The following is an 18,810-nucleotide window of genomic DNA, read 5'->3' as shown; positions in this document are numbered from 1 at the left end:
TGGATCTCCGTTCGCAAGCTCACTGCGTCCAGGATGACACCTGAGTGGGGCATTGCGTATAACACAACGTTCAGCACTACGTACCAATGTGTCATCCCGGACAAGGTGCCCCTGGCATCGCTGATCCGGGATCCATCCTTCGGGAAGGCGGCTCCATGTGTTTGTTCAGGAGCCCGTCATTTTGCGTCGGGTACCGTGAAAACGTGAACAGGTCAGTTGTTAAATATCTGCATGACGATTCTGCGCAGATGGTATAAGAGGCCTCTGCAGAATAAGAGGCCTCTGGGAGATGTCAGAGGGGCATCCGCTCCCCACATTCGTCGCAATGGACGACATTGCCTCTGGGCATACGCGTTAGCGTCCAATGCGCCAGGTGGCCTGCACGCCTGCCTGGGTGCCTGTTGGCGCGGGCTGCCAGGTGGGATGCACTTGAATAGACAGGTCTTCTCCCACGTCGAACGTAAGCAAGTGGGCGCTTACGTAGGCATCTACAATTGTCAGCGCATAGAACACGCCGGTGCCAATAACCATGAGGTTGCGTTGGCGCTGGTAGGCGTCGCGCTGCTGGCGAATGAGAGAGGCAGAGGCCCCAGCCCCAATCTCGTTGAGCACCTCGTTGTACTGCGACTCGTACTGTGCAAACCGGTTGCTGCCTCCGTTCTCATCGGCTTCGCTTCGGCCCACAGCAAACTGATTGGCACGCCGGTACAGCCGGTACCGGTTCTGGTTGCGCACAGCGTTGTACACGATACCTCCTAACCCTGCATACACAAATGGAAGCTTGATATACTGCCGGTTGTAGACCTGTCCCCAACCCGGGAGCGCCGCCGCCCGCCACAGCGCCCGCCGGGGCGTGTGGTTTTCGGGATAGCCTTGTGCACGCAACCGCTCGGTACGCACGCTATCGGGCTGCGCATGCGCAAGGGGCACCGTCAGGCCGGCCAGCACAACCCCAGCAAGTACGATGCCCAGCAGCGCTCCCCAAAGCCGACGCCAGCGGCATAGTGCAAAAAGCATGGTGCTGATAGCGGATTCGGAGATACACGCACACGTCGAGTGCCTCACGCATCCAACAGTTCAAGCAACCGTTCCAGATCTTCTTCAGAGTAGTACGCAATCTCGATACGGCCCTCGCTGTCTTTGTCGTTATGATGGATGCGCACCTGTGTGCTTAGACGAGAGCGCAGCCGCTTTCGATAGTCGTTGAGCTGCAACTCGGTACGGTTCGGACGTGCATCGGCGCTTGACGTTGCATCTTCAGTGCTATCGTCGTCCTCTTCATCGGCCTCCTGAGCGGCGTGCCAGTTGCGCGCCCGTTCTTCCACGTCGCGTACCGACAGGTTCTCCTCAATAATGGTGTTCAGCAGTTCCTCCTGCGCCTCCAGGTCGTCAATGGTAACAAGCGCACGAGCATGGCCCATTGCTACCTCGCCATCGCGCAGGGCCGCCTGCACGACCGGCGGCAGGCGCAGCAGCCGGAGCGAGTTGGCCACCGAGGCGCGGCTCTTCCCCACCTTCTCGGCGACTTCTGCCTGCGTGAGACCGACTTCGCTCATCAGGCGGTGGTAGCCCAGGGCCACCTCAATCGGATTCAGATCTTCGCGCTGCACGTTCTCGACCAGCGCCATCTCCAGCATCTGCTCCGAGTCGGCACGGCGCACGAACGACGGCAAATGCGTCAGGCTGGTGCGGCGTGCGGCTCGCCAGCGGCGCTCGCCCGAGATGATCTCGAACTCGCCGTTGCCCAGCGCACGCACCGTAATGGGCTGAATGATGCCCATCTGTTCAATCGAGTCGGCCAGTTCGTCGAGCGACTCTTCATCAAACGACTCACGCGGCTGGTAGCGATTTGGGCGAATCGCGTCGATGGCGACCTCGGCCACGCGGCCCACCATGCGCTCTTCGTCGCTTTCGAACTGGTACAATTGGCTCTTGCGCACGGTACCGTCGCGCTCGTCGCCGTCGTCGTCACCGTCAGCCGGCAGAAGCGCGTTCAGTCCGCGCCCAAGTGCAGATTTGTTAGCCATAAGAAACAGGTCGGTATCAACCGGAAAGATAGGAGCCAGAAAGACAGGGGCACAACGCGGTAGGCTGCGCATCCTGCACGAAACAAGTACACATCAGGAGTTTGAGAGGGAGAAGCCATTCGCCGGGGTAGACGGGCGGCGGGCTCGCGCACGCTCCTCGGGATCCGGCGTGGGCACTCCGTCTGTGGAGGGCGGGGCCGGACTGTTATCCGAGGGGCCCGACGCCTCATCGGAGGCCGTCTCGTTCGACGATGACTCCGCCGCGTCCGAGGTGCCTAAGGCGTCGGCATTGGCCTCCACGATCTCGCGGGCCAGCGCCATGTAGTTGCGTGCACCTTTGCTCGACGCATCGTACAAGATCACAGGCTTGCCAAAGCTTGGGGCTTCCGACAATCGCACATTGCGCTGTACAATCGTGTCGAACACCTGATCGCCAAAGTAGCGGCGCACCTCCTTAGCCACCTGGTTCGAGAGCCGCAGCCGGGTGTCGAACATCGTAAGCAGCACGCCCTCCATTTCCAACTCCGGATTCAGGTGCTTGCGTACAATCTTAATGGTATTCAGCAACTGCCCCAGACCCTCCAGTGCAAAATACTCGGCCTGCACCGGAATGAGCACCGAGTTGGCCGCAGTAAGCGAGTTCAACGTAAGCAATCCCAGCGAGGGCGGGCAGTCAATCACCACAAAATCGTAGGTGCGGCGCAACCGCTCAAGCACCTTCGACAGGATGCGCTCACGCTCATCTACCTCAATCATCTCAATCTCAGCCCCCACCAGATTGATGTGACTCGGCATCAGGTCCAGAAACGGAATATCGGTGGTAACCACCGTATCCTCCGGATCCACCTGCCCAGTCAGCGCCTCGTAGATCGATGCGTTGATATCCTTCGGGGCTACGCCAATGCCCGAGGTGCAGTTGGCCTGCGGGTCAATGTCAAGCAGCAATGTCGAGTACTCAGTCGCCGCCAGCGACGCCGCCAGGTTAATGGCCGACGTCGTTTTGCCGACTCCGCCTTTCTGATTCGCAACCGCGATGACTTTTCCCATAGAACCCCGCTTCACTCGATACAACTGTGCCGAAGTGTACGTCCGTCATAACGTACAACAAAGCACCCTGCAATGTCCACCGCTCCCGGTCTATTTTTCTCGAAGGGATCGTGGAGCGAACGGCTTCCCAGCCCAATCCCCTACAGCCCCATGTCTCAATCCCTCACCACATTTGGGATTGGCAGGCCCTGCAGGCAAGTTCCAGGACCGGTTTAGGTAGGGAAAAAGCCACGCATCATGCCTGCGCCAGCAGATCGTCCGGATTTCCGGCAGGCAGGCGGCTGCGCATCGGGATCACCCATGCGCGGGCTTAAGTTAAGGCAATCGCCCCACCAGACATGCGTTCCAGTTCGCCCTGTTCTGCCGCCCTTGGTTCTTCGCTACGCTTATGGCTCGTCGCATTACGCTTGAACCCACCGGCTCCGGAACCGCGCCCGAGAACCTCACCGTCGACTACCGGGCCGAACTGAACGATCAGCAGTACGCCGCCGCCACCGCCGACCCTGGTGCGCTGCTCATTGTGGCGGGCGCAGGCACCGGCAAAACGCGCACACTCGTCTACCGGCTCTCGTATCTGGTGGAAACCGGACTCGACCCGCGCTCCATCGTGCTGCTCACCTTCACGCGCCGCGCCGCCCGCGATATGATGACGCGCGCCGCTTCGCTCCTCGACGGACGCTGCGAGCGCGTGCGTGGTGGCACCTTCCACAGCTTCTGCATGCAGCTGCTGCGCACGCACGCCCCAGCGCTCAACCTCTCGCCCGACTTCACGATCCTCGACGCCGCCGACGCTGCCGATGTGCTCTCTATGCTGCGCACCCGCGGCGGCTACCCCGATCGGGCCGAGCGCTTCCCCAACAAGGGCACGCTGCAATCCATGTTCTCCGACACGGTGAACCGCGACCGCTCGCTGTCGGAGGTACTGAACGACCGCTACCCGCAGTTTACGCATCTGCACGACGACCTGCGCGAACTGCAAGAAACCTACCGCACGTACAAAGCCGAGCACCACATGCTCGACTTCGACGACCTTCTGCGACGCACCCACGAACTGCTGTCGCAAAATGACACCGTCCGTCAGCAGGTGGCTGCGCGCTGTCGCCATGTGCTCGTCGACGAATACCAGGATACCAACGCCGTACAGGCCGATCTTGTACAGCAGTTTACCGCGGTCCACGGCAACGTCACCGCCGTGGGCGACGACGCGCAGAGCATCTACCGATTTCGCGGGGCCGACTTCCGCAACATCTTTCGCTTCCCCAAGCAATATGACAACGCCCGCGTGCTGAAGCTGGAGCAAAACTACCGCTCCAAACAACCGATCCTGGACCTGGCAAATCATCTCATTGACCACGCCAACCGCTCGTACGACAAGACGCTCTTCTCAGATGGCGACACGGGAGACCTGCCTGCAATTGTGCCTGCCGCCGACACCGCGATGGAGGCGCGCTTTGTCGGGCAGATGGTGGCGCAGCTTCGCGAGCAAGGCGTGCCGCTTCGCGACCAGGCGGTGCTCTTTCGCAGCAGCCACAACAGCTACGACGTTGAGATTGAACTGGGCAAGCGCAACATTCCGTACGTGAAGTACGGCGGCACCAAACTGAGCGAGGCCGCGCACATCAAAGATGTACTGGCGCATCTGCGTGTGGCCGAGAATCCCGATGACGCGGCGGCCTGGAATCGCATCTTGCAGTTGATTCATGGCATCGGCCCGAAGACCGCGCAAGACCTCATCGACTGGCTCACCGCCGAGGATCACAGCGCCTTCGTTGTCGACGAGCACGGCCCCTTCGCGCAGCGCTATCTCGATACGCTCACCCAGCTGCTGAACACGCTCCGCAGCATCCGCCCCAACGAGCAGCCGCTTACCGAGCAGATGGACGCGGTGCTCACCTACTACCGACCGCTCTTCGAACAAGCGTATCCCGAGGATTACCCCAAGCGCGAATCGGATCTGGAGCATCTGGCTCCGCTCGCCGCCCGCTACGACAGCCGCCAGCGCTTCCTGGCCGATCTCACGCTCGACCCGATTGAGCTTTCAACGCTCGACCAAGAGGGCACGACTGATGACGAGGCTCCGCTCGTGCTCTCCACCATCCACTCCGCAAAGGGCCTCGAATTCCACAGCGTATTTCTCATCCACGCGCTCGACGGCACGCTGCCCTCGCAGTACGCCCTCGACGAACCCGGCGGACTCGATGAGGAGCTGCGCCTGCTCTACGTGGCTGTAACACGGGCCGAGGAGAACCTCTTCATCTCGTACCCCATGCTGCAAACGCATCGGTACTATGGGGATACGATGGCCTCGCCCAGCCGCTTTCTGGAAGACATCCCCGAGTCGATTCTGGAGCCGGTGGAGCTGGTAGAAGCCTCACCTGATGCCGAACTGCCGGAATCCGACCGCCCGGAATCTGATGCGCCCGAGGCGCTCCCCGCATCCACAGATCAGACATCGCTTCCCCCCAGTTCCACCGCACCGCCCGACGATGATCTGCCGTTTTAGGAACAACAATCTTGCTCCAGGCACTTTTGGGCGCATTTCTTTCGTCAGGCCGGAGCTTCCGTGTGGATGGTCTCTTCCTTGAATTGCGAGCGGTCGGCAGCCAGTTGCCAGGCGGTCAGGTGGCGTGCGGCCCCCTCGTACACGGAAACGATGGCGTACGTGTAGCCTGAGAAAGTCGCCTGCTCCAGGTCGGTCTGCGAGGGCTGGGCCGGGTGGTCGGGATGCGAGTGGTAGATGCCGACGATGTCGAGACCCTGCTGGGCGGCCATGCGCTGCGCCTCCCGAAAGGCATTGGGCGGAATGAGGTAGCGCCGCTCGCGGTTGGTGTCTTGCTCGTTATCGACGCGCTCGATAGCAGTGACGATGTTGGTGCCATCGCGCACGGTGCCCAGCAAGAAGCCGCAGATCTCTTCGGGGTAGCCTGCTTCGCCGTGGGTACGAATGGCGCTCAGGACGTTGGGGGAAGCAATCATAGGAGGCGAGGAGCTTGAGAAAAATGCAGGTTATGCGTCATCGGACCACAAGTTGTCGCTGAGGTAACGCGTGCCGGTATCGCACAGAATGGTGACGACGTGTCCGGTACGGAGCGTGTGGGCGTGGCGAAGCGCTGTCGCTACGTTCGCACCTGCCGAGGGCCCCACAAGGAGCCCTTCTTCGGCAGCCAGGCGCCGGGTCATGGCATGGGCGGTTTCGGTAGAGCAGGTGGCCTGGGCATCCGCCAAACTGCTATCGTAGATGGAAGGGGTGTGGGCGGTGGGCAAGTGCTTGAGCCCTTCGAGTCCGTGCAGCGCAGTATCCGGCTGCATGGCCATGCACGTGATGACGTCGTCGTACTCCTTCAGGCGGCGTGCCACGCCCGTAAAGGTGCCCGTGGTGCCGAGTCCCGCCACAAAGTGCGTAACGCGCCCGTCGGTCTGGGTCCAGATTTCGGGCGCGGTCGTGTCGTAGTGGGCCTGCCAGTTGGCATCGTTGCTGTACTGGTCGGGGTAGAAGTAGCGATCGGGGTGAGCGTCAACCAACTCGCGCACCCGGGCTTGGGCGCCATCGGTGCCTTCCATCGGATCGGTAAGGATGAGTTTGGCGCCGTAGGCTCGAAGCACGGCCTTGCGTTCCTCCGATGCATTTTCGGGCAGGGCCAGCGCTACCTCGCGGCCCAGCGCTGCTGCAATCATCGCGTAGGCAATGCCCGTGTTGCCACTGGTGGCGTCGATCAGGGTATGATGCGGCTGGTAGGCACCGGTGCGGAGCCCGTCTTTGATCATGTGGCGGGCAGGGCGGTCCTTCACCGAGCCGCCGGGATTCAGGTGTTCGGCCTTGGCCCAGAGCGTAACATCCTCGGGCAGGTCGCGGCCTATTTGGTGCAGTGGCAGCAGCGGGGTGTTGCCGATGGCATCGAGCAGGACCGGACGCGTATCCGTTGCGGGAGAAGAAGGGTCAGAAGTGGACATAGCAGGCAAGGGTATCCATAGAAAAAGCCTCTCGTAGCCAGGGCCAGAGAGGCGTGTGCGGTGCTGCTGAACACAATTGGTTGCATCAGGCAGCATGCGCGCCACGCGCTGGCCGTTCAAGACAACAACAGCATAGACACGCTGGGTGGATGCGCATGGTACGTGATTCGTTACAAGGCGGGTAATACCAACTCCGCATGCGTCGTTGGTGTATGGAGGTATGGACGTGTGGACGGTTGGAGGAGTATACCGTCCATCCTTTCATCCATTCGTCCGTCCACACCCTACACGAGACCGACTGACGAAGTACATCTGGTGTCGTGCAGAGAAGCGATCCCACAACGGTGCAACCGAATTTGGTATAACTGTGCACAGGGCGTAGTAAGTACGGCCCAACGCGCCGTTCCCGCCGCATGGGGCCGAGGGAGAGGCATTACGGATGCGACACATTGTGTGTGGCAACGCAGAGTGAGGGAGGAAGCGTGTCGGAACGCGTTTTCGGTGATCTGTGATACGTAACTACTTGCGTCCCTGAATGAGCGGCCAGACCTTCTGGGCACATGCGTAGGCGGCCTGCACGTCTTTCTCGCAGTAGCGCGCCACCTTGTTGATATCGCCTGCCGCCACGAGGTCGGCCACGGCGCTACCGTCGCCTTCGTCTTTGGGCGAGTCGACGCCGAGCAACTCGCACAGTTCGTGCAGACGCATGGGCATGGGCCAGAGCCCCATCAGGTCAAGATGCGGGGCGTCGTTGAAGGGATAGGTGTCGAGCAGGGCGCTGTTCACTGGCGTGACGCCATGATGCACGCTGCGGGCCTCCACGAACGGCACGTCGAACTTCTTTCCGTTGAAGGTGACCCACCGGATGGTCGGCGCGTTGCGCGAGATGTGCTGAATGTCGTCCCAGAAGCGCTCCAGCAGTTCGGATTCTTCTTCGGGGGAGGCGGCGGTCCAGCTTTTGGGGCGATTCGGAGCCGCGCCCACGGAGCCGCGCACCGCGCTGATGCAGCAGACCCATCCGAGCAACGGGTGCAGGCTCCGCACGAGGCGAGCCGCATCGTCTTCGTCTTCATCGGGGCGTTTGGAGCGCCGCTTGTTAAGGCGTTCCTCAAAGCGCGAGCGCTGCGCCTCCGAGAACGAATCGACAGGAAACGGGCAGGTCTCGATGTCCCACGCAACGAATTGCATAGCGGTAGAGGGGGTTGAGCAAGAGCAAATGGCGAACCGGACGGGTAAGGTAGCCACTGCACCACAAAAGTGCCACCACGGGGCTGGCGGCAGCGTGGGGGGAGCGGACGAGAATGCTGTGGGGAGGCGAAGTTGGGTCTTTCCCTCCAACTGTGTTTTATTCTGGGTGACGCGCTATGGAGTTGGGAAGGACGCACAGAAAACGCACCTTTTTGAGTCGGTACGATGCGGCAAGACAATCTGCTTCAAAAAGTAGTGCTTTGTCACAGGTCAATCTTTGGGTTGTAAGGTCCCCGTTCGCATGCTGTCATCTTGAGCGGAGCGAAGCGGAGTCCTGACACGAGCGAAGCGACTGATGAACGCAGTGAATAAAGATCTCCCCCAAGGTTGGCAGGGCCGTTCAATCGCCTAGAGCCCCGCTGAGCGTCGAGGAGATGGTTCGGCGTGCTCCGGGCTGGGCCCGTCGCGTGCTCACCATGACAGGTTTTGGGGGACACAGATTTTAGGGAGGACACAGAGTTTGGCACAGTCTCCGCACCCTAACATTCAGGTGTGACAGAGCACTACCGTCCTGGCGGTTGCGGTTGCGGCTGTGGCTGGGGTTGTGGCTGCGGCTGATCCGGCGTTTCATTGTCGTCATCAGCAGGCTGGTGCTCAGCCAGCCGGAAGGGGACGGGCAGTTCCATCTTCACGTAAACCGGCTCGCCACCATCGTGGCCGGGGGTCCAGTCCACTTCCTGCAAGACGCGCATGGCCTCTCGGTCGAGCGACGGGGCCACCGATTCCAGGATGTCGGGTTCGTAGATAGAGCCATCGGGTCCTACAACAAAGGAGACAAGCACCTGCCCCTCAACGCCATCGTCGAACGCATCGCTGGGGTAGTCGATCATGCGCACGACCGCCTCGCGCCCGCCGTCGATCTCCGGGCCTTCCCCAATCTGGTCGCGCTCATGCACGGTGACACTGTCGGGCAGGGAGCGGTAGACGACCGGGGCGTTATCGGCGGTGTAGGCAACGTTGTCGGCGCTGCTTCCGCACCCGACGCTCACAACAAGAAGCATCCCGAGTATAAGGAGCGTCGGTATCCAGCAGATGGGGCTGCCGCGGTAAGAAGTATGCATGCTTCGGAAATAAGGGCTCTATGTGGAAGATTACCAGGCAAATTTGAAGAGTGCAGGTGCACAGTCAGCGCAACGGATAGAACGGCGTACCGATCCGTCTGCTTCGATCACCCCCGGTTTCCCAATCTATGATTCCACGAATGCGCCAAACAGCATGCGGTAGGCGAACAGACAATCCCCCGCCACCCAGCACAGGCTGGGAGACAGGGGCGGATTGCGGGGATTGGATGCCGGGACGTTAGGAGGTACATGCAGGCCCTTATTCCGTGAGTTGGAACCGAATCGGCACCGCCATCTGCACATCCACCAGTTCGCCCTCGTGGCGGCCTGGGTCAAAGGTTGTCTGCTGAACGGCTGCTATGGCTGCTTCTTCCAGCGCATCGAGCGCTTCAGTCGGCACATCGTCTCCCGTCTCGGGCGTGTCAATAACAGACACATCGCTTGGAGAGCCATCGCGATCAACCACAAACTGCACCACAACACGTCCTTCCAGGTTGTGCTCCTGAGCAATTTCGGGATACGTCATGGCGCTGTAGAGCGCCTGCATGCCCCCATCCAACTCAGGCGGATTGTCGACTTGGGTATAGGGCTCGTCGTCAGATTCGGATTCAGAAGACGTATTCAACCCGGCGTCATCACAAGCCATTAGTGTAAAGGTGCCCACGAGCAGGAGCGCGCTTAGGGCGATGCTGATCATTGGGTGTGAGCGAGGTACTGCGTTAAACGAAGTCATAGAAGCAATACGAGACTTAAGGGTAGAAGACGAATAGGCAAGTCCAAGAGCAGAGGCCGGGGCCGAAGCGGTACGCTGTGCCCACTGAAGCAGAAGTGCTGCATAGGCTTTGTGCGGCACCCGGTCGGTTGCAAGCACGGCGGCATCGCAGGCCTGCTCGCGGTATGTGACAATGGAGCGTGCACACTGCACTACCAGCGGGTGGGCAATGAACAGCGCACGCACCATGCGCACCAGGGCATGCACGGCATAATCGAAGCGGTGCACATGCACCAGTTCGTGTGTCAGCGTCATCGTTAGCGCCTGCTTATCCGCAAGGAGCGAGGCTGGCAAAAACAGGCGCGGATGCCATCCGCCCACGGTCATGGGTACGGCGATGTCGGGCGCGCAGCACACCGAAACGCGCCGATTAATGCCCAGCGATTTGGCCTGTGCATCCACCTGCTCTTGCACCCATCTTGGGGCGTTGGGGGGATGTGCAGCCCCAAACCGATGGAGCGCATGGGCATCAGCAGCCAACCGGGCACCTGCCACGAACGCACCTCCACCTGCGCACACGGCACCCGCGCCCAGTCCAACAAACGGTCCGCGCCACGCCGGGGACGCCAACGCATCTGTAGACGCTGCATCCACTACGATGGGAGCAAGCGTGCGGCCCAGCCAGGGCACATCGGATATCGAGCCGACGGCCACCGGCAAAAACCCCAGATCGAGCAGCGCCGCCGCGAGTCCGAGCGGCAGAGCCAGGAGCAGGCTCACGCGCATCCAGTACTGCACGAGCGGGCGACCGGGTACCAGGCGAAGCACGCCCAACACCACAAGCGCAGCAAGCGTCCACACCACAAGCGGCACAACTACCGTTGCTGCCACGAAGCGACCAAGCGCATCGAGCAGGAGCAGAATGCTGGATACGTCAATCATCGGCGTCTTCCATCTGGTCAATCATCGCGCGGATGTCGGCAAGGTCGTTGTCCGATAGGTCTTCCTGCTGCACCAGCGCCTGAGCAAGGGATTGCGGCGAGCCGTTAAACACCTTCTTCAGCAGATCGCCCAGGAGGCTCTGGCGCACGTCATCGGCGGAGCGCGCAGGCGAGTAGACGTACGCGACGCCTTCCTTGCGATATTGCAGGTAGCCCTTCTCCGCCAGGTTCTTCATAACCGTCATGATGGTGGTGTACGCAACGTTGCGCTCCTCCAAAATACGTTCGCGGACCTCGGCCACGGTGGCTTCGTCCAGTTCCCACACATGGTGGAGCACTTCCATTTCAGTTTCCCCCAGCGGGGTTAACGAGCGTCGTCGCATACGATCAGGATCGGTTGGTTCTTTTTATTGTGCAGTACAATAGTACTATCCAGTTAGTAGAAGCGCAAGGAAAAAAGAGAGCACATTAGATTTTGAGGAGTTAGTCTTGAATATACAAATGTTTAGAGATAGTCATTTCAGGGTGATAGGGTGCCCGCCCACAGTACACGACAAAACCTGAGCGAGCCTTCACAGAACTGGCATTCCCACGCCCCCGGCACGTCATCCCGAGCGCAGTCGAGGGATCTCCCCCGGAATCGGCGGAATCAGACCGGAGAGAGACAGCGATCCGCCCTTGTTTCCGCTCGGCTCAAAGAGATTCCCGCAAGGGATGACCTGGCGGCCCCTTCGCAGAACAGGCATGACCTTCGGCCCTCGCTGCGCTCCTCAGAATGACAAAAACCTGGGTGTGTGAAGGAGCATGTGAGTTTTGTCATGTACCATGGTTTGATCTATATGATTGTACAGAATCCCTCCCCCTAAATCCCCCTCCTCTGAGGGGGACTTGAGGAACGCCTTCCACGGTTCCTTCCTCCTGGGGGAGGAAGGGTAGGATGGAGGGGAATCCACCCGGCAATCCCCAAAACCATTGTTGAGGTCACTTAGGTACCAGAAAGCAGAACATCAACGCTACAGGTGATTGGGCTACCCAAGCCTGTCTTCTCTCTTCAATATGGGTGGAAGTGCAGCCGTCTCCATGCAGGCTCGGTGGCACCGCTTCTCAACTGTGGGCGTTGAGATGCTTCACTGCGTTCAGCATGACCCGTAATGAAAGAGCGCTCACAATACTTAGCCATTGTCTTTACTCTCGGTCATCCTGACGCTGCCGAGCGGAAGGATCTCAGCGCCGATCTCGTACCCATCCCCCGGTGGATGCTTACAGGGCGTGGCGGCAACTCCAAACAGCGAATAGATTTCGGATCTATGCCGACGTGCCCCCGTGATGATGGCACAGCCCAACTGGATTCGACACGTTCGTGCTTGTTGTATAGCATAATCGCATCACATGTCTGCATACTGCCATCTCCTGGGAACGGGTGCCTCCATCAGTGATCCGCATCGTACGACCACCATGCTCGCATTCTCTGACGACGACCACCCCAGCGCCTCGCTCCTGGTCGATTGCGGCGGGGACGCACTTCAGCGCTGGCAAGCGGTGGGTGGTGCGCTTCGGGATGTCGCTGGGCTGATCCTCACGCACCGGCACCCCGATCATATCAGTGGACTGCCGCTGCTCATGGAAAAGCTGTGGCTTTCCGACCACGAAGGCGACCTGCCCATCTGTGGATATCCTGCCACGCTCGATCAGGCGACGCGCTGCATGGAGGCGTTTGCCCCAGTGACCACTGGATGGGAGGGCATGCCGGAGCTTGTGCCGCACGAAGTCGAGTCCGAACCCGGGGCAGCGGTATGGACCGACGCCCCGTGGCACATCACCAGTGCGCCGGTGAGCCACGGCGACACCCCTACGTTCGGGCTGCGCGTGGAGCACGAGCGCGGCGCGGTCGTCGCGTACTCGTGCGATACGGCTCCGTGTGATGCGGTAGTCGAGTTGGCCCGAGATGCAGATATGCTCATCCATGAGGCTAACGGCGCGGGGCCCGGGCACAGCAGCATGGTCGAGGCTGCCGATATTGCCCGGGCCGCAGGCGTCGACCGGCTTGTGCTCGTGCACCTTCCGCCCGGACTCAAACAGGAGCTGCTGGAGGCAGCCCGCAACGTCTTTCCGGAAACGACGCTTGGGGTCGAGGGCAAGAGCTACCCGGTGGCGTAGGCGTGCTGGGCACTTCTGCTCCTCACATCCAGCCCACAAACGCGCTACACAGCCTCTTATGCGTAGCTGCGATCCGGGTTAGCATAGAAGTCCACTTACGCCGACGGTACCGAAGCCTCTTGGGGCTGCGATGAATCATCAGACGAAGACGCTACGGCGGCATCCCCCTGGGTGTTGACCGGCGTACCAAAGAGACGCAGCGCGCCCGACAGCAGTCCGGCACCGATGAGGAGCGAGAGCCACCATGGAAAGCCAAATCCGGCAGGCAGCGTGCCTATGAGCAGGGCAACCACGCCCACACTCATGGCATACGGAAGCTGCGTGCGCACATGGTCGATGTGGTCGCACCCCGACGCCATAGACGAGAGGATGGTGGTGTCCGAAATTGGGGAGCAGTGGTCGCCCCACACCGACCCGGCCAGCACGCACGATACCGCAGAGTACATGATGTGGTAGTTCGACGGATCGGCCATGTTGTTGGCTTGCAGCACGGCCCACACGAGCGGCACCACCAGTGGCATGAGGATGCCCATAGTGCCCCAACTGGAGCCGGTGGCAAATGCAGTGGCCGCTGCGAGCACGAAGATGATGGCAGGCACTACGCCGGGCGGAAGCGTTGTGCCCAGCACCGACACGAGGTAATCGGCGGTGTGCAGCACCCCGGTGATGTCGGAGAGCGCCCAGGCGAGCACCAGGATAATCATAGCAAAGAGCATCGACTTGAGTCCGCTATACCAGGCCTCGACCGTCTCTTCGAGCGAGAGCAGGCGTTGCCCAACGGACAGCGCGCCCGCGGTAAGCACACCCAGGAGCGAGCCCCAGATGAGCGACGTGTAGGAGTCGGCCTCCCCAATAATCTCGCGGAGGGATGCATCGCTCCCCGCAGCCTCAATGCCTGTCCAGTACAGCCCGGCGAGCACGCTCCCGACCAGCACCAGAATAGGCAGCACGGCATTGTAGGCACGCAGCGGGATGCCGTCTTTTGGGCGCATCTCGTCGTTGTCCTCCTCGGCAGCCTTGTCGAGGTTGGCCCCGGGACTTACGACCTGTCCGGTGGTACGGGCGCGGATTTCAGCACGCGCCATGGGGCCGAAGTCGCGGCTGGAGTTGGCCACCACGAACACGAAGTAGAGCGCCAGCCAGGGGTAAAAACTGTACGCGAGTGAGCTTAGGAAGATGGAGTACGCGCCCTGGTTGAACCCCTCAAGACCCTCCACGGCGGTGCCCACGAGCCCGACTTCGTAGCCGATCCAGGTGGTTACAAAGGCCACACATGCTACGGGCGCGGCCGTCGAATCCACAATATACGCCAGCTTCTCGCGCGAGACCTTCAGGCGGTCGGTAACGGGACGCATGGTGTTGCCCACGACGAGGGTATTGGCGTAGTCATCGAAGAACATGCCCACGCCGAGTGTGCTGGTGGCAAGCTGCGCGCGGCGCGGCGTGTTGGCCCAGCCGATCAGGCGCTCCACAATGCCGTACGTACCGCCGTTTTTTGAGATGATACCCACCATGCCACCGATCATCAGCGAAAACAGGATGATGGCGACGTGTGATTCGTTGGCCAGCGCCCCAACGACGTAGATCTCCAGCGATTCGAGGAGCCCTACGAAGAGTCCGCTAAGCGAGAAGCCGGCGGCCATCCATGCGCCCACCCAGATGCCCAGAAAAAGCGCCGGGATCACACGCTTGAAGGCGAGGGCCATGCCAATGGCCAAAAGCGGGGGGAGCAGTGAGACAAAGCCGGGCAGCGCGCGCGTATCGGCTTCGTCGATGGTTTCGCCGCCCTGCACCAGGCGCACGGTGTACGTGCCGGTCTCGTCTACAACGAGTCCTTCGGCAGTCCAGCTGGAGCCGTCGGATTCGAGCTGGGCGGTTTCGGATCCCACCTGAATCTGAGCGCCCGAGGTAAGCTCCTGATCCGGGTCATCGATGGTAACGCTGAATGCGATGTCGTTCAGGACCACGCGCGGCGGATCCACCGACTGAGCAGAGGCGGTAGGCAGAGCGCTTGTGCCGAGCAGGCCCAGGAGCAGGAGTCCGAGAACGAGCGGGAGCCGAATGCGCAGAGCAGAGGCAAACATAGGCACGAAGACAGAAGCAAGAGGGATGCGAAGGTTATGCCGGCGTGCCAAAGATGCGGTCGCCCGCATCGCCGAGTCCGGGACGGATGAACGCGTTCTCGTCGAGTTCGCGGTCGAGCGTGGCCGCTACGATGCGTACGTTGGGGTGCGCTTCGTGCAGTGCCTGCACGCCCTCGGGGGCTGCCACCAGACACGCAAACGTGAAGCGCTCAGCGCCTTCTTCCTTAAGGCGCGTGACGGCCGAGATGGCGCTTCCGCCCGTTGCCAGCATCGGGTCGACCACGAAGACTTCGGCGCGGTCGACGCTGGCAGGGATGTTGGCGTAGTAATCAACCGGCTGGTGCGTGTCCTCGTCGCGCTGCATGCCGAGGTGCCCTACGCGGGCTTCGGGCACGAACCGCACGAAGCCATCGACCATGCCGAGCCCGGCTCGCATGATAGGCACCACAATGACCTCCTCGGCAATGGCGTAGCCGGTGGTCGGCTCCAGCGGCGTGTGGATATCCACCTCGGCCAGGGGGATGCTGCGCAGGGCCTCATAGGCCAGAATCGCTGCGGCATCCGACACCGTTTTGCGGAACAGACCGTGCGCGGTCGTGCGGTCGCGTAGGATTGTCAGGTCCCGCTTCAAGAGCGGATGATCGACGACAGTGAGCATGTCGATGTCCAGAACATCCATAAGAGATCAGGGAAATATAGAATGAGTGCTAAGTCGCTAAGTCAACGGCAATTCTGAGGACACAAGCGGCAACGCGCAGGTCATCGCATCGTCTGGCTCGGATAAGCGGGTAGTGTTGGTGCCACAGGTGATTGTTTAGGTCCTTTGAGAACATGGAATCCCTCCCCCTAAATCCCCCTCCTCTGAAGGGGACTTGAGGAACGCCTTCCACGGTTCCTTCCTCCTCGGGGAGGAAGGGTAGGATGGAGGGGGAAGTACGCATCTAACCCCAATCATTTAGGGTTGACACAGCAGTAGTGTTGGTGCCACAGGGGGCGGGACTGCGCTCACCATGACAAGCTTCTTTGGGGGATGACTTCAGGACAACCATCAAAATGAGGGTTGAGAGAGCATTATCGGAAGCGTCCTCCGTGCACGTCCGACGGAGGAGGCCTGTTCATGGTAGGTACCGTGTGTAGGATACCAGCCAGCTAAAATGAATGCGAGCACGCCGGGGCTGTCATGCTGAGCGCAGTGAAGCATCTCGGATTGTGCGGGTCAGACGTTAGCTGTCGGGGCCGCTCTCCGATCCTTCCGGCGCAGGCCCCCATGCGGAGGCCGGACAGCGTTGCGTCTACCGCTCGTCATCATCAGTTACGTTTACGAAGCTGCCACCTCCATTTTCCCAGGGTTTGCGGTCGAAATAGCTGCTGGTTAGCTCTTTCAGCTTGCCCGAGAGCGCAATGAGAGCGATCAGGTTGGGCACCACGACCAGGCCAAGCGCAATGTCGCCGATGGTCCAGATGGTGGTGAGCGCCGTAATCGCACCCACGAAGTTCATGGCGACGAACAGGAACTTATATGGGAGCACGGCGCGGTCGCCAAAGAGGTAGTGCGCGCAGCGGTCGCCGTAGTAACTCCAGGAGATGGCAGTTGAAATTGCAAAGAGCAGGACGCTTAGAATCACAATATAGCCGCCCCAGTCGCCGAGCGGAGACAGACCACGCTCAAACGCAAGCTGCGTAAGTGGCGCCCCGTTGCGCACACCGCCGCCGTAGAGTGAGGCGTAGGTCGTGCCATCTTGTGAGATCGCCGTGCCGTCGCCGGGGTAGAGCGTGCCCGTGAACGGCTCGCTGAGATCATCGTCTTCGGCGCACTCGCCTTCGCATTCCACAAAGAGGCCACTTACAACGGCCTGATTCCAGGCCATGGCGGGCTCGCCTTCGGGGACTTTTTGTTCACCGTCTTCCACCCGAATGCGCTCGGGGGTATCCACGTCGGCAAAGAGCCCACCTTCGTCTTGCACCCGGTAGGTGATATTGCCCGAGTCGAGGTCGAACTCGGTGGGTACTGGGTCGCCCCACGCGCCGGTGACCAGGATGACCATAGCGGTGAGCGTACAGATGATAATGGTGTCGATGAACGGCTCCAGCAGCGCTACCACGCCTTCAGAGGCCGGCTCATCGGTTTTGGCGGCAGAGTGCGCAATGGGGGCAGAGCCCTGACCAGCCTCGTTCGAGAAGAGACCGCGCCGCACGCCGTACATGAGCGTCAGCAAGAACACGCCGGTGCCGGTCCCTGCCACGCCGGCCGAGGGGTTAAACGCTTCGGTGAAGACGCTGGCAAAGGTGGGAATCAGCTGGTCGTAGTGGAGCGCCAGAATAGTGATCGCGCCCAGTACGTAGATGCCCGCCATGATGGGAGCCACGATGCCCGTGACCTTCCCGATCCGCGTGATGCCGCCCAGAATCACCAGAGCAATCACCGAGGCCACAATGATTCCCGTAATCCACGGCTCCATGCCGAACTCGGAGCGCATGGTGTCGGCTACGGTGTTGGCCTGCACGGCGTTACCGGTGAGAAATGAGGTGGCGATGAGCATAATCGCAAAAAAGACCGCAGCGGGCTTCCAACTTTCGCCGAGTCCCTTTTCGATGTAGTACATGGGGCCACCCGAGACCGAGCCCATCCAGCTTTTCAGGTTTTCGGTGTCCTCGCGCACGTCGCGGTAGAACTGCGCCAGGGTGACCTCGCTGTACTTGGTGGCCATGCCCACGAAGGCAGTGAGCCACATCCAGAAGAGCGCGCCGGGTCCGCCAAAGTGAATGGCCAGCGCCACCCCCGCAATGTTTCCGATGCCTACAGTAGCCGAGAGCGCCGTGGTCAGCGCCTGAAAGTGGGGCACATCGCCCGGGTCGTCGGGATCGTCATAGGCGCCAGTTGTGACCCAAAAGCCATGGGCCAGCTTCCGAAACTGGATGAAGCCCAGCTGGAACGTCAGGTAGAACCCGGTACCTAACAGGAGGATGACGACCCACGGAATCATCTGGCCATCGCCAACGGGCACGCCGTACGACCAGACCAGGTCATTCAGAAACTCAATTGTGCGCTGAAACCACATAGAGCGAGTAAAGACGGATGGAGGGAACACGCAAAGAAAACGGCGCCCCACGTGCACGGAACGCCGACCCACGGCTGCAAGCCCTGCTGAGCCTGCAACATCACGTTAATATAAGAGGGGGAAGGGTCGACTGCAACAGGCTTGATACGATCCAGGCGGACATTCATGTCAGCGGGAGGGATGGACGTGTGGAGGGACGGATGTGTGGAGGGACGGATGTGTGGAGGGACGGATGTGTGGAGGGACGGATGTGTGGAGGGACGACGCTAAACAGATACTAAGTAAAGACAGGCATGAAGTTGGGGGTTGAGGTGCGCCCGAAAAGTTGGACTGGTGATTCGACTAAGATGAGTTTGGGACGCAGGATGCTTAGTTTCCTGTACTCTTAAGTCAATCCAACCACACGCGCTCATTCGTACGGTGCTACTGCTCTGTCAACCCTCATTTTGATGGCTGCTCTGCAATCACCCTCCCACGAAGCCTGTCATGGTGAGCACGCGACGCACCGACAGCTGTCGGGTAT

Annotated in this window: 14 protein-coding genes; 2 read left to right on the top strand and 12 right to left on the bottom strand. The window is 60.7% G+C overall.

Going from position 1 to position 18,810, the window contains the following annotated elements:
* Nucleotides 1–354: 354 nt before the first annotated feature.
* The 3 genes from R6U20_RS01715 to R6U20_RS01705 all read right to left on the bottom strand — a co-directional run bounded on the left by R6U20_RS01715 (nt 355) and on the right by R6U20_RS01705 (nt 3,074).
* On the bottom strand, nt 355–1,017 hold the full coding sequence (locus R6U20_RS01715) for a DUF5683 domain-containing protein (protein WP_410336144.1): 663 nt from the start codon (nt 1,015–1,017) through the stop codon (nt 355–357).
* Nucleotides 1,018–1,061: 44 nt separating this feature from the next.
* Entirely contained in the window at nt 1,062–2,027 is a 966-nt protein-coding gene (locus tag R6U20_RS01710) for a ParB/RepB/Spo0J family partition protein (RefSeq protein ID WP_410336143.1), read from the bottom strand.
* A gap of 93 nt (nt 2,028–2,120) precedes the next feature.
* The gene (locus R6U20_RS01705) at nt 2,121–3,074 is read right to left on the bottom strand and encodes an AAA family ATPase (RefSeq protein ID WP_410336142.1); all 954 of its coding nucleotides are present in this window, start codon (nt 3,072–3,074) and stop codon (nt 2,121–2,123) included.
* A gap of 388 nt (nt 3,075–3,462) precedes the next feature.
* On the opposite strand from R6U20_RS01705, the gene R6U20_RS01700 reads away from it, so the two are divergent.
* Entirely contained in the window at nt 3,463–5,577 is a 2,115-nt protein-coding gene (locus R6U20_RS01700) for an ATP-dependent helicase (protein ID WP_410336141.1), read from the top strand.
* A 44-nt stretch (nt 5,578–5,621) separates the two neighbouring features.
* On the opposite strand, the gene R6U20_RS01695 is transcribed toward R6U20_RS01700, so the two are convergent.
* The 6 genes from R6U20_RS01695 to R6U20_RS01670 all read right to left on the bottom strand — a co-directional run bounded on the left by R6U20_RS01695 (nt 5,622) and on the right by R6U20_RS01670 (nt 11,370).
* Nucleotides 5,622–6,050, bottom strand: a complete 429-nt coding sequence (locus tag R6U20_RS01695) for a M67 family metallopeptidase (RefSeq protein WP_410336140.1) — start codon at nt 6,048–6,050, stop codon at nt 5,622–5,624.
* A 30-nt stretch (nt 6,051–6,080) separates the two neighbouring features.
* Nucleotides 6,081–7,025: a PLP-dependent cysteine synthase family protein gene (locus tag R6U20_RS01690; RefSeq protein WP_410336139.1), complete on the bottom strand. Its 945-nt coding sequence runs from the start codon at nt 7,023–7,025 to the stop codon at nt 6,081–6,083.
* A 519-nt stretch (nt 7,026–7,544) separates the two neighbouring features.
* Nucleotides 7,545–8,213 (bottom strand): ribonuclease H-like domain-containing protein, encoded by a 669-nt coding sequence (locus tag R6U20_RS01685; RefSeq protein ID WP_410336138.1) that lies wholly within the window; start codon nt 8,211–8,213, stop codon nt 7,545–7,547.
* A gap of 563 nt (nt 8,214–8,776) precedes the next feature.
* The gene (locus tag R6U20_RS01680) at nt 8,777–9,334 is read right to left on the bottom strand and encodes an energy transducer TonB (protein WP_410336137.1); all 558 of its coding nucleotides are present in this window, start codon (nt 9,332–9,334) and stop codon (nt 8,777–8,779) included.
* Nucleotides 9,335–9,593: 259 nt separating this feature from the next.
* On the bottom strand, nt 9,594–10,988 hold the full coding sequence (locus tag R6U20_RS01675; protein ID WP_410336136.1) for a TonB family protein: 1,395 nt from the start codon (nt 10,986–10,988) through the stop codon (nt 9,594–9,596).
* Nucleotides 10,981–11,370, bottom strand: coding sequence for a BlaI/MecI/CopY family transcriptional regulator (locus R6U20_RS01670; protein WP_410336135.1), 390 nt, complete (start codon nt 11,368–11,370; stop codon nt 10,981–10,983). The genes R6U20_RS01675 and R6U20_RS01670 overlap by 8 nt, the downstream gene beginning before the upstream one ends.
* 1,072 nt (nt 11,371–12,442) lie before the next feature.
* Between R6U20_RS01670 and R6U20_RS01665 the strand changes: the two genes are divergently transcribed.
* The gene (locus R6U20_RS01665; RefSeq protein WP_410336134.1) at nt 12,443–13,144 is read left to right on the top strand and encodes an MBL fold metallo-hydrolase; all 702 of its coding nucleotides are present in this window, start codon (nt 12,443–12,445) and stop codon (nt 13,142–13,144) included.
* A gap of 95 nt (nt 13,145–13,239) precedes the next feature.
* On the opposite strand, the gene R6U20_RS01660 is transcribed toward R6U20_RS01665, so the two are convergent.
* The 3 genes from R6U20_RS01660 to R6U20_RS01650 all read right to left on the bottom strand — a co-directional run bounded on the left by R6U20_RS01660 (nt 13,240) and on the right by R6U20_RS01650 (nt 18,287).
* Nucleotides 13,240–15,228, bottom strand: coding sequence for a Na+/H+ antiporter NhaC family protein (locus tag R6U20_RS01660; protein ID WP_410336133.1), 1,989 nt, complete (start codon nt 15,226–15,228; stop codon nt 13,240–13,242).
* A gap of 34 nt (nt 15,229–15,262) precedes the next feature.
* Entirely contained in the window at nt 15,263–15,892 is a 630-nt protein-coding gene (gene upp, locus R6U20_RS01655; RefSeq protein ID WP_410336145.1) for a uracil phosphoribosyltransferase, read from the bottom strand.
* A 628-nt stretch (nt 15,893–16,520) separates the two neighbouring features.
* Nucleotides 16,521–18,287 (bottom strand): alanine/glycine:cation symporter family protein, encoded by a 1,767-nt coding sequence (locus R6U20_RS01650; protein WP_410336132.1) that lies wholly within the window; start codon nt 18,285–18,287, stop codon nt 16,521–16,523.
* Nucleotides 18,288–18,810: the final 523 nt, after the last annotated feature.

Source organism: Longimonas sp. (genome assembly GCF_046498435.1).
Lineage (GTDB): Bacteria > Bacteroidota > Rhodothermia > Rhodothermales > Salinibacteraceae > Longimonas.
The sequence above is the reverse complement of the archived record's forward strand: the minus strand, read 5'-3'. Positions and strand labels throughout refer to the sequence as shown.

Coding starts and splice junctions, on each gene's coding strand:
- R6U20_RS01680 (WP_410336137.1), bottom strand. CDS start 9,334: ATGCATACTTCTTACCGCGGCAGCCCCATCTGCTGGATACCGACGCTC.
- R6U20_RS01710 (WP_410336143.1), bottom strand. CDS start 2,027: ATGGCTAACAAATCTGCACTTGGGCGCGGACTGAACGCGCTTCTGCCG.
- R6U20_RS01685 (WP_410336138.1), bottom strand. CDS start 8,213: ATGCAATTCGTTGCGTGGGACATCGAGACCTGCCCGTTTCCTGTCGAT.
- R6U20_RS01660 (WP_410336133.1), bottom strand. CDS start 15,228: ATGTTTGCCTCTGCTCTGCGCATTCGGCTCCCGCTCGTTCTCGGACTC.
- R6U20_RS01705 (WP_410336142.1), bottom strand. CDS start 3,074: ATGGGAAAAGTCATCGCGGTTGCGAATCAGAAAGGCGGAGTCGGCAAA.
- R6U20_RS01675 (WP_410336136.1), bottom strand. CDS start 10,988: ATGATTGACGTATCCAGCATTCTGCTCCTGCTCGATGCGCTTGGTCGC.
- R6U20_RS01700 (WP_410336141.1), top strand. CDS start 3,463: ATGGCTCGTCGCATTACGCTTGAACCCACCGGCTCCGGAACCGCGCCC.
- R6U20_RS01715 (WP_410336144.1), bottom strand. CDS start 1,017: ATGCTTTTTGCACTATGCCGCTGGCGTCGGCTTTGGGGAGCGCTGCTG.
- R6U20_RS01670 (WP_410336135.1), bottom strand. CDS start 11,370: ATGCGACGACGCTCGTTAACCCCGCTGGGGGAAACTGAAATGGAAGTG.
- R6U20_RS01690 (WP_410336139.1), bottom strand. CDS start 7,025: ATGTCCACTTCTGACCCTTCTTCTCCCGCAACGGATACGCGTCCGGTC.
- R6U20_RS01665 (WP_410336134.1), top strand. CDS start 12,443: ATGCTCGCATTCTCTGACGACGACCACCCCAGCGCCTCGCTCCTGGTC.
- R6U20_RS01650 (WP_410336132.1), bottom strand. CDS start 18,287: ATGTGGTTTCAGCGCACAATTGAGTTTCTGAATGACCTGGTCTGGTCG.
- R6U20_RS01695 (WP_410336140.1), bottom strand. CDS start 6,050: ATGATTGCTTCCCCCAACGTCCTGAGCGCCATTCGTACCCACGGCGAA.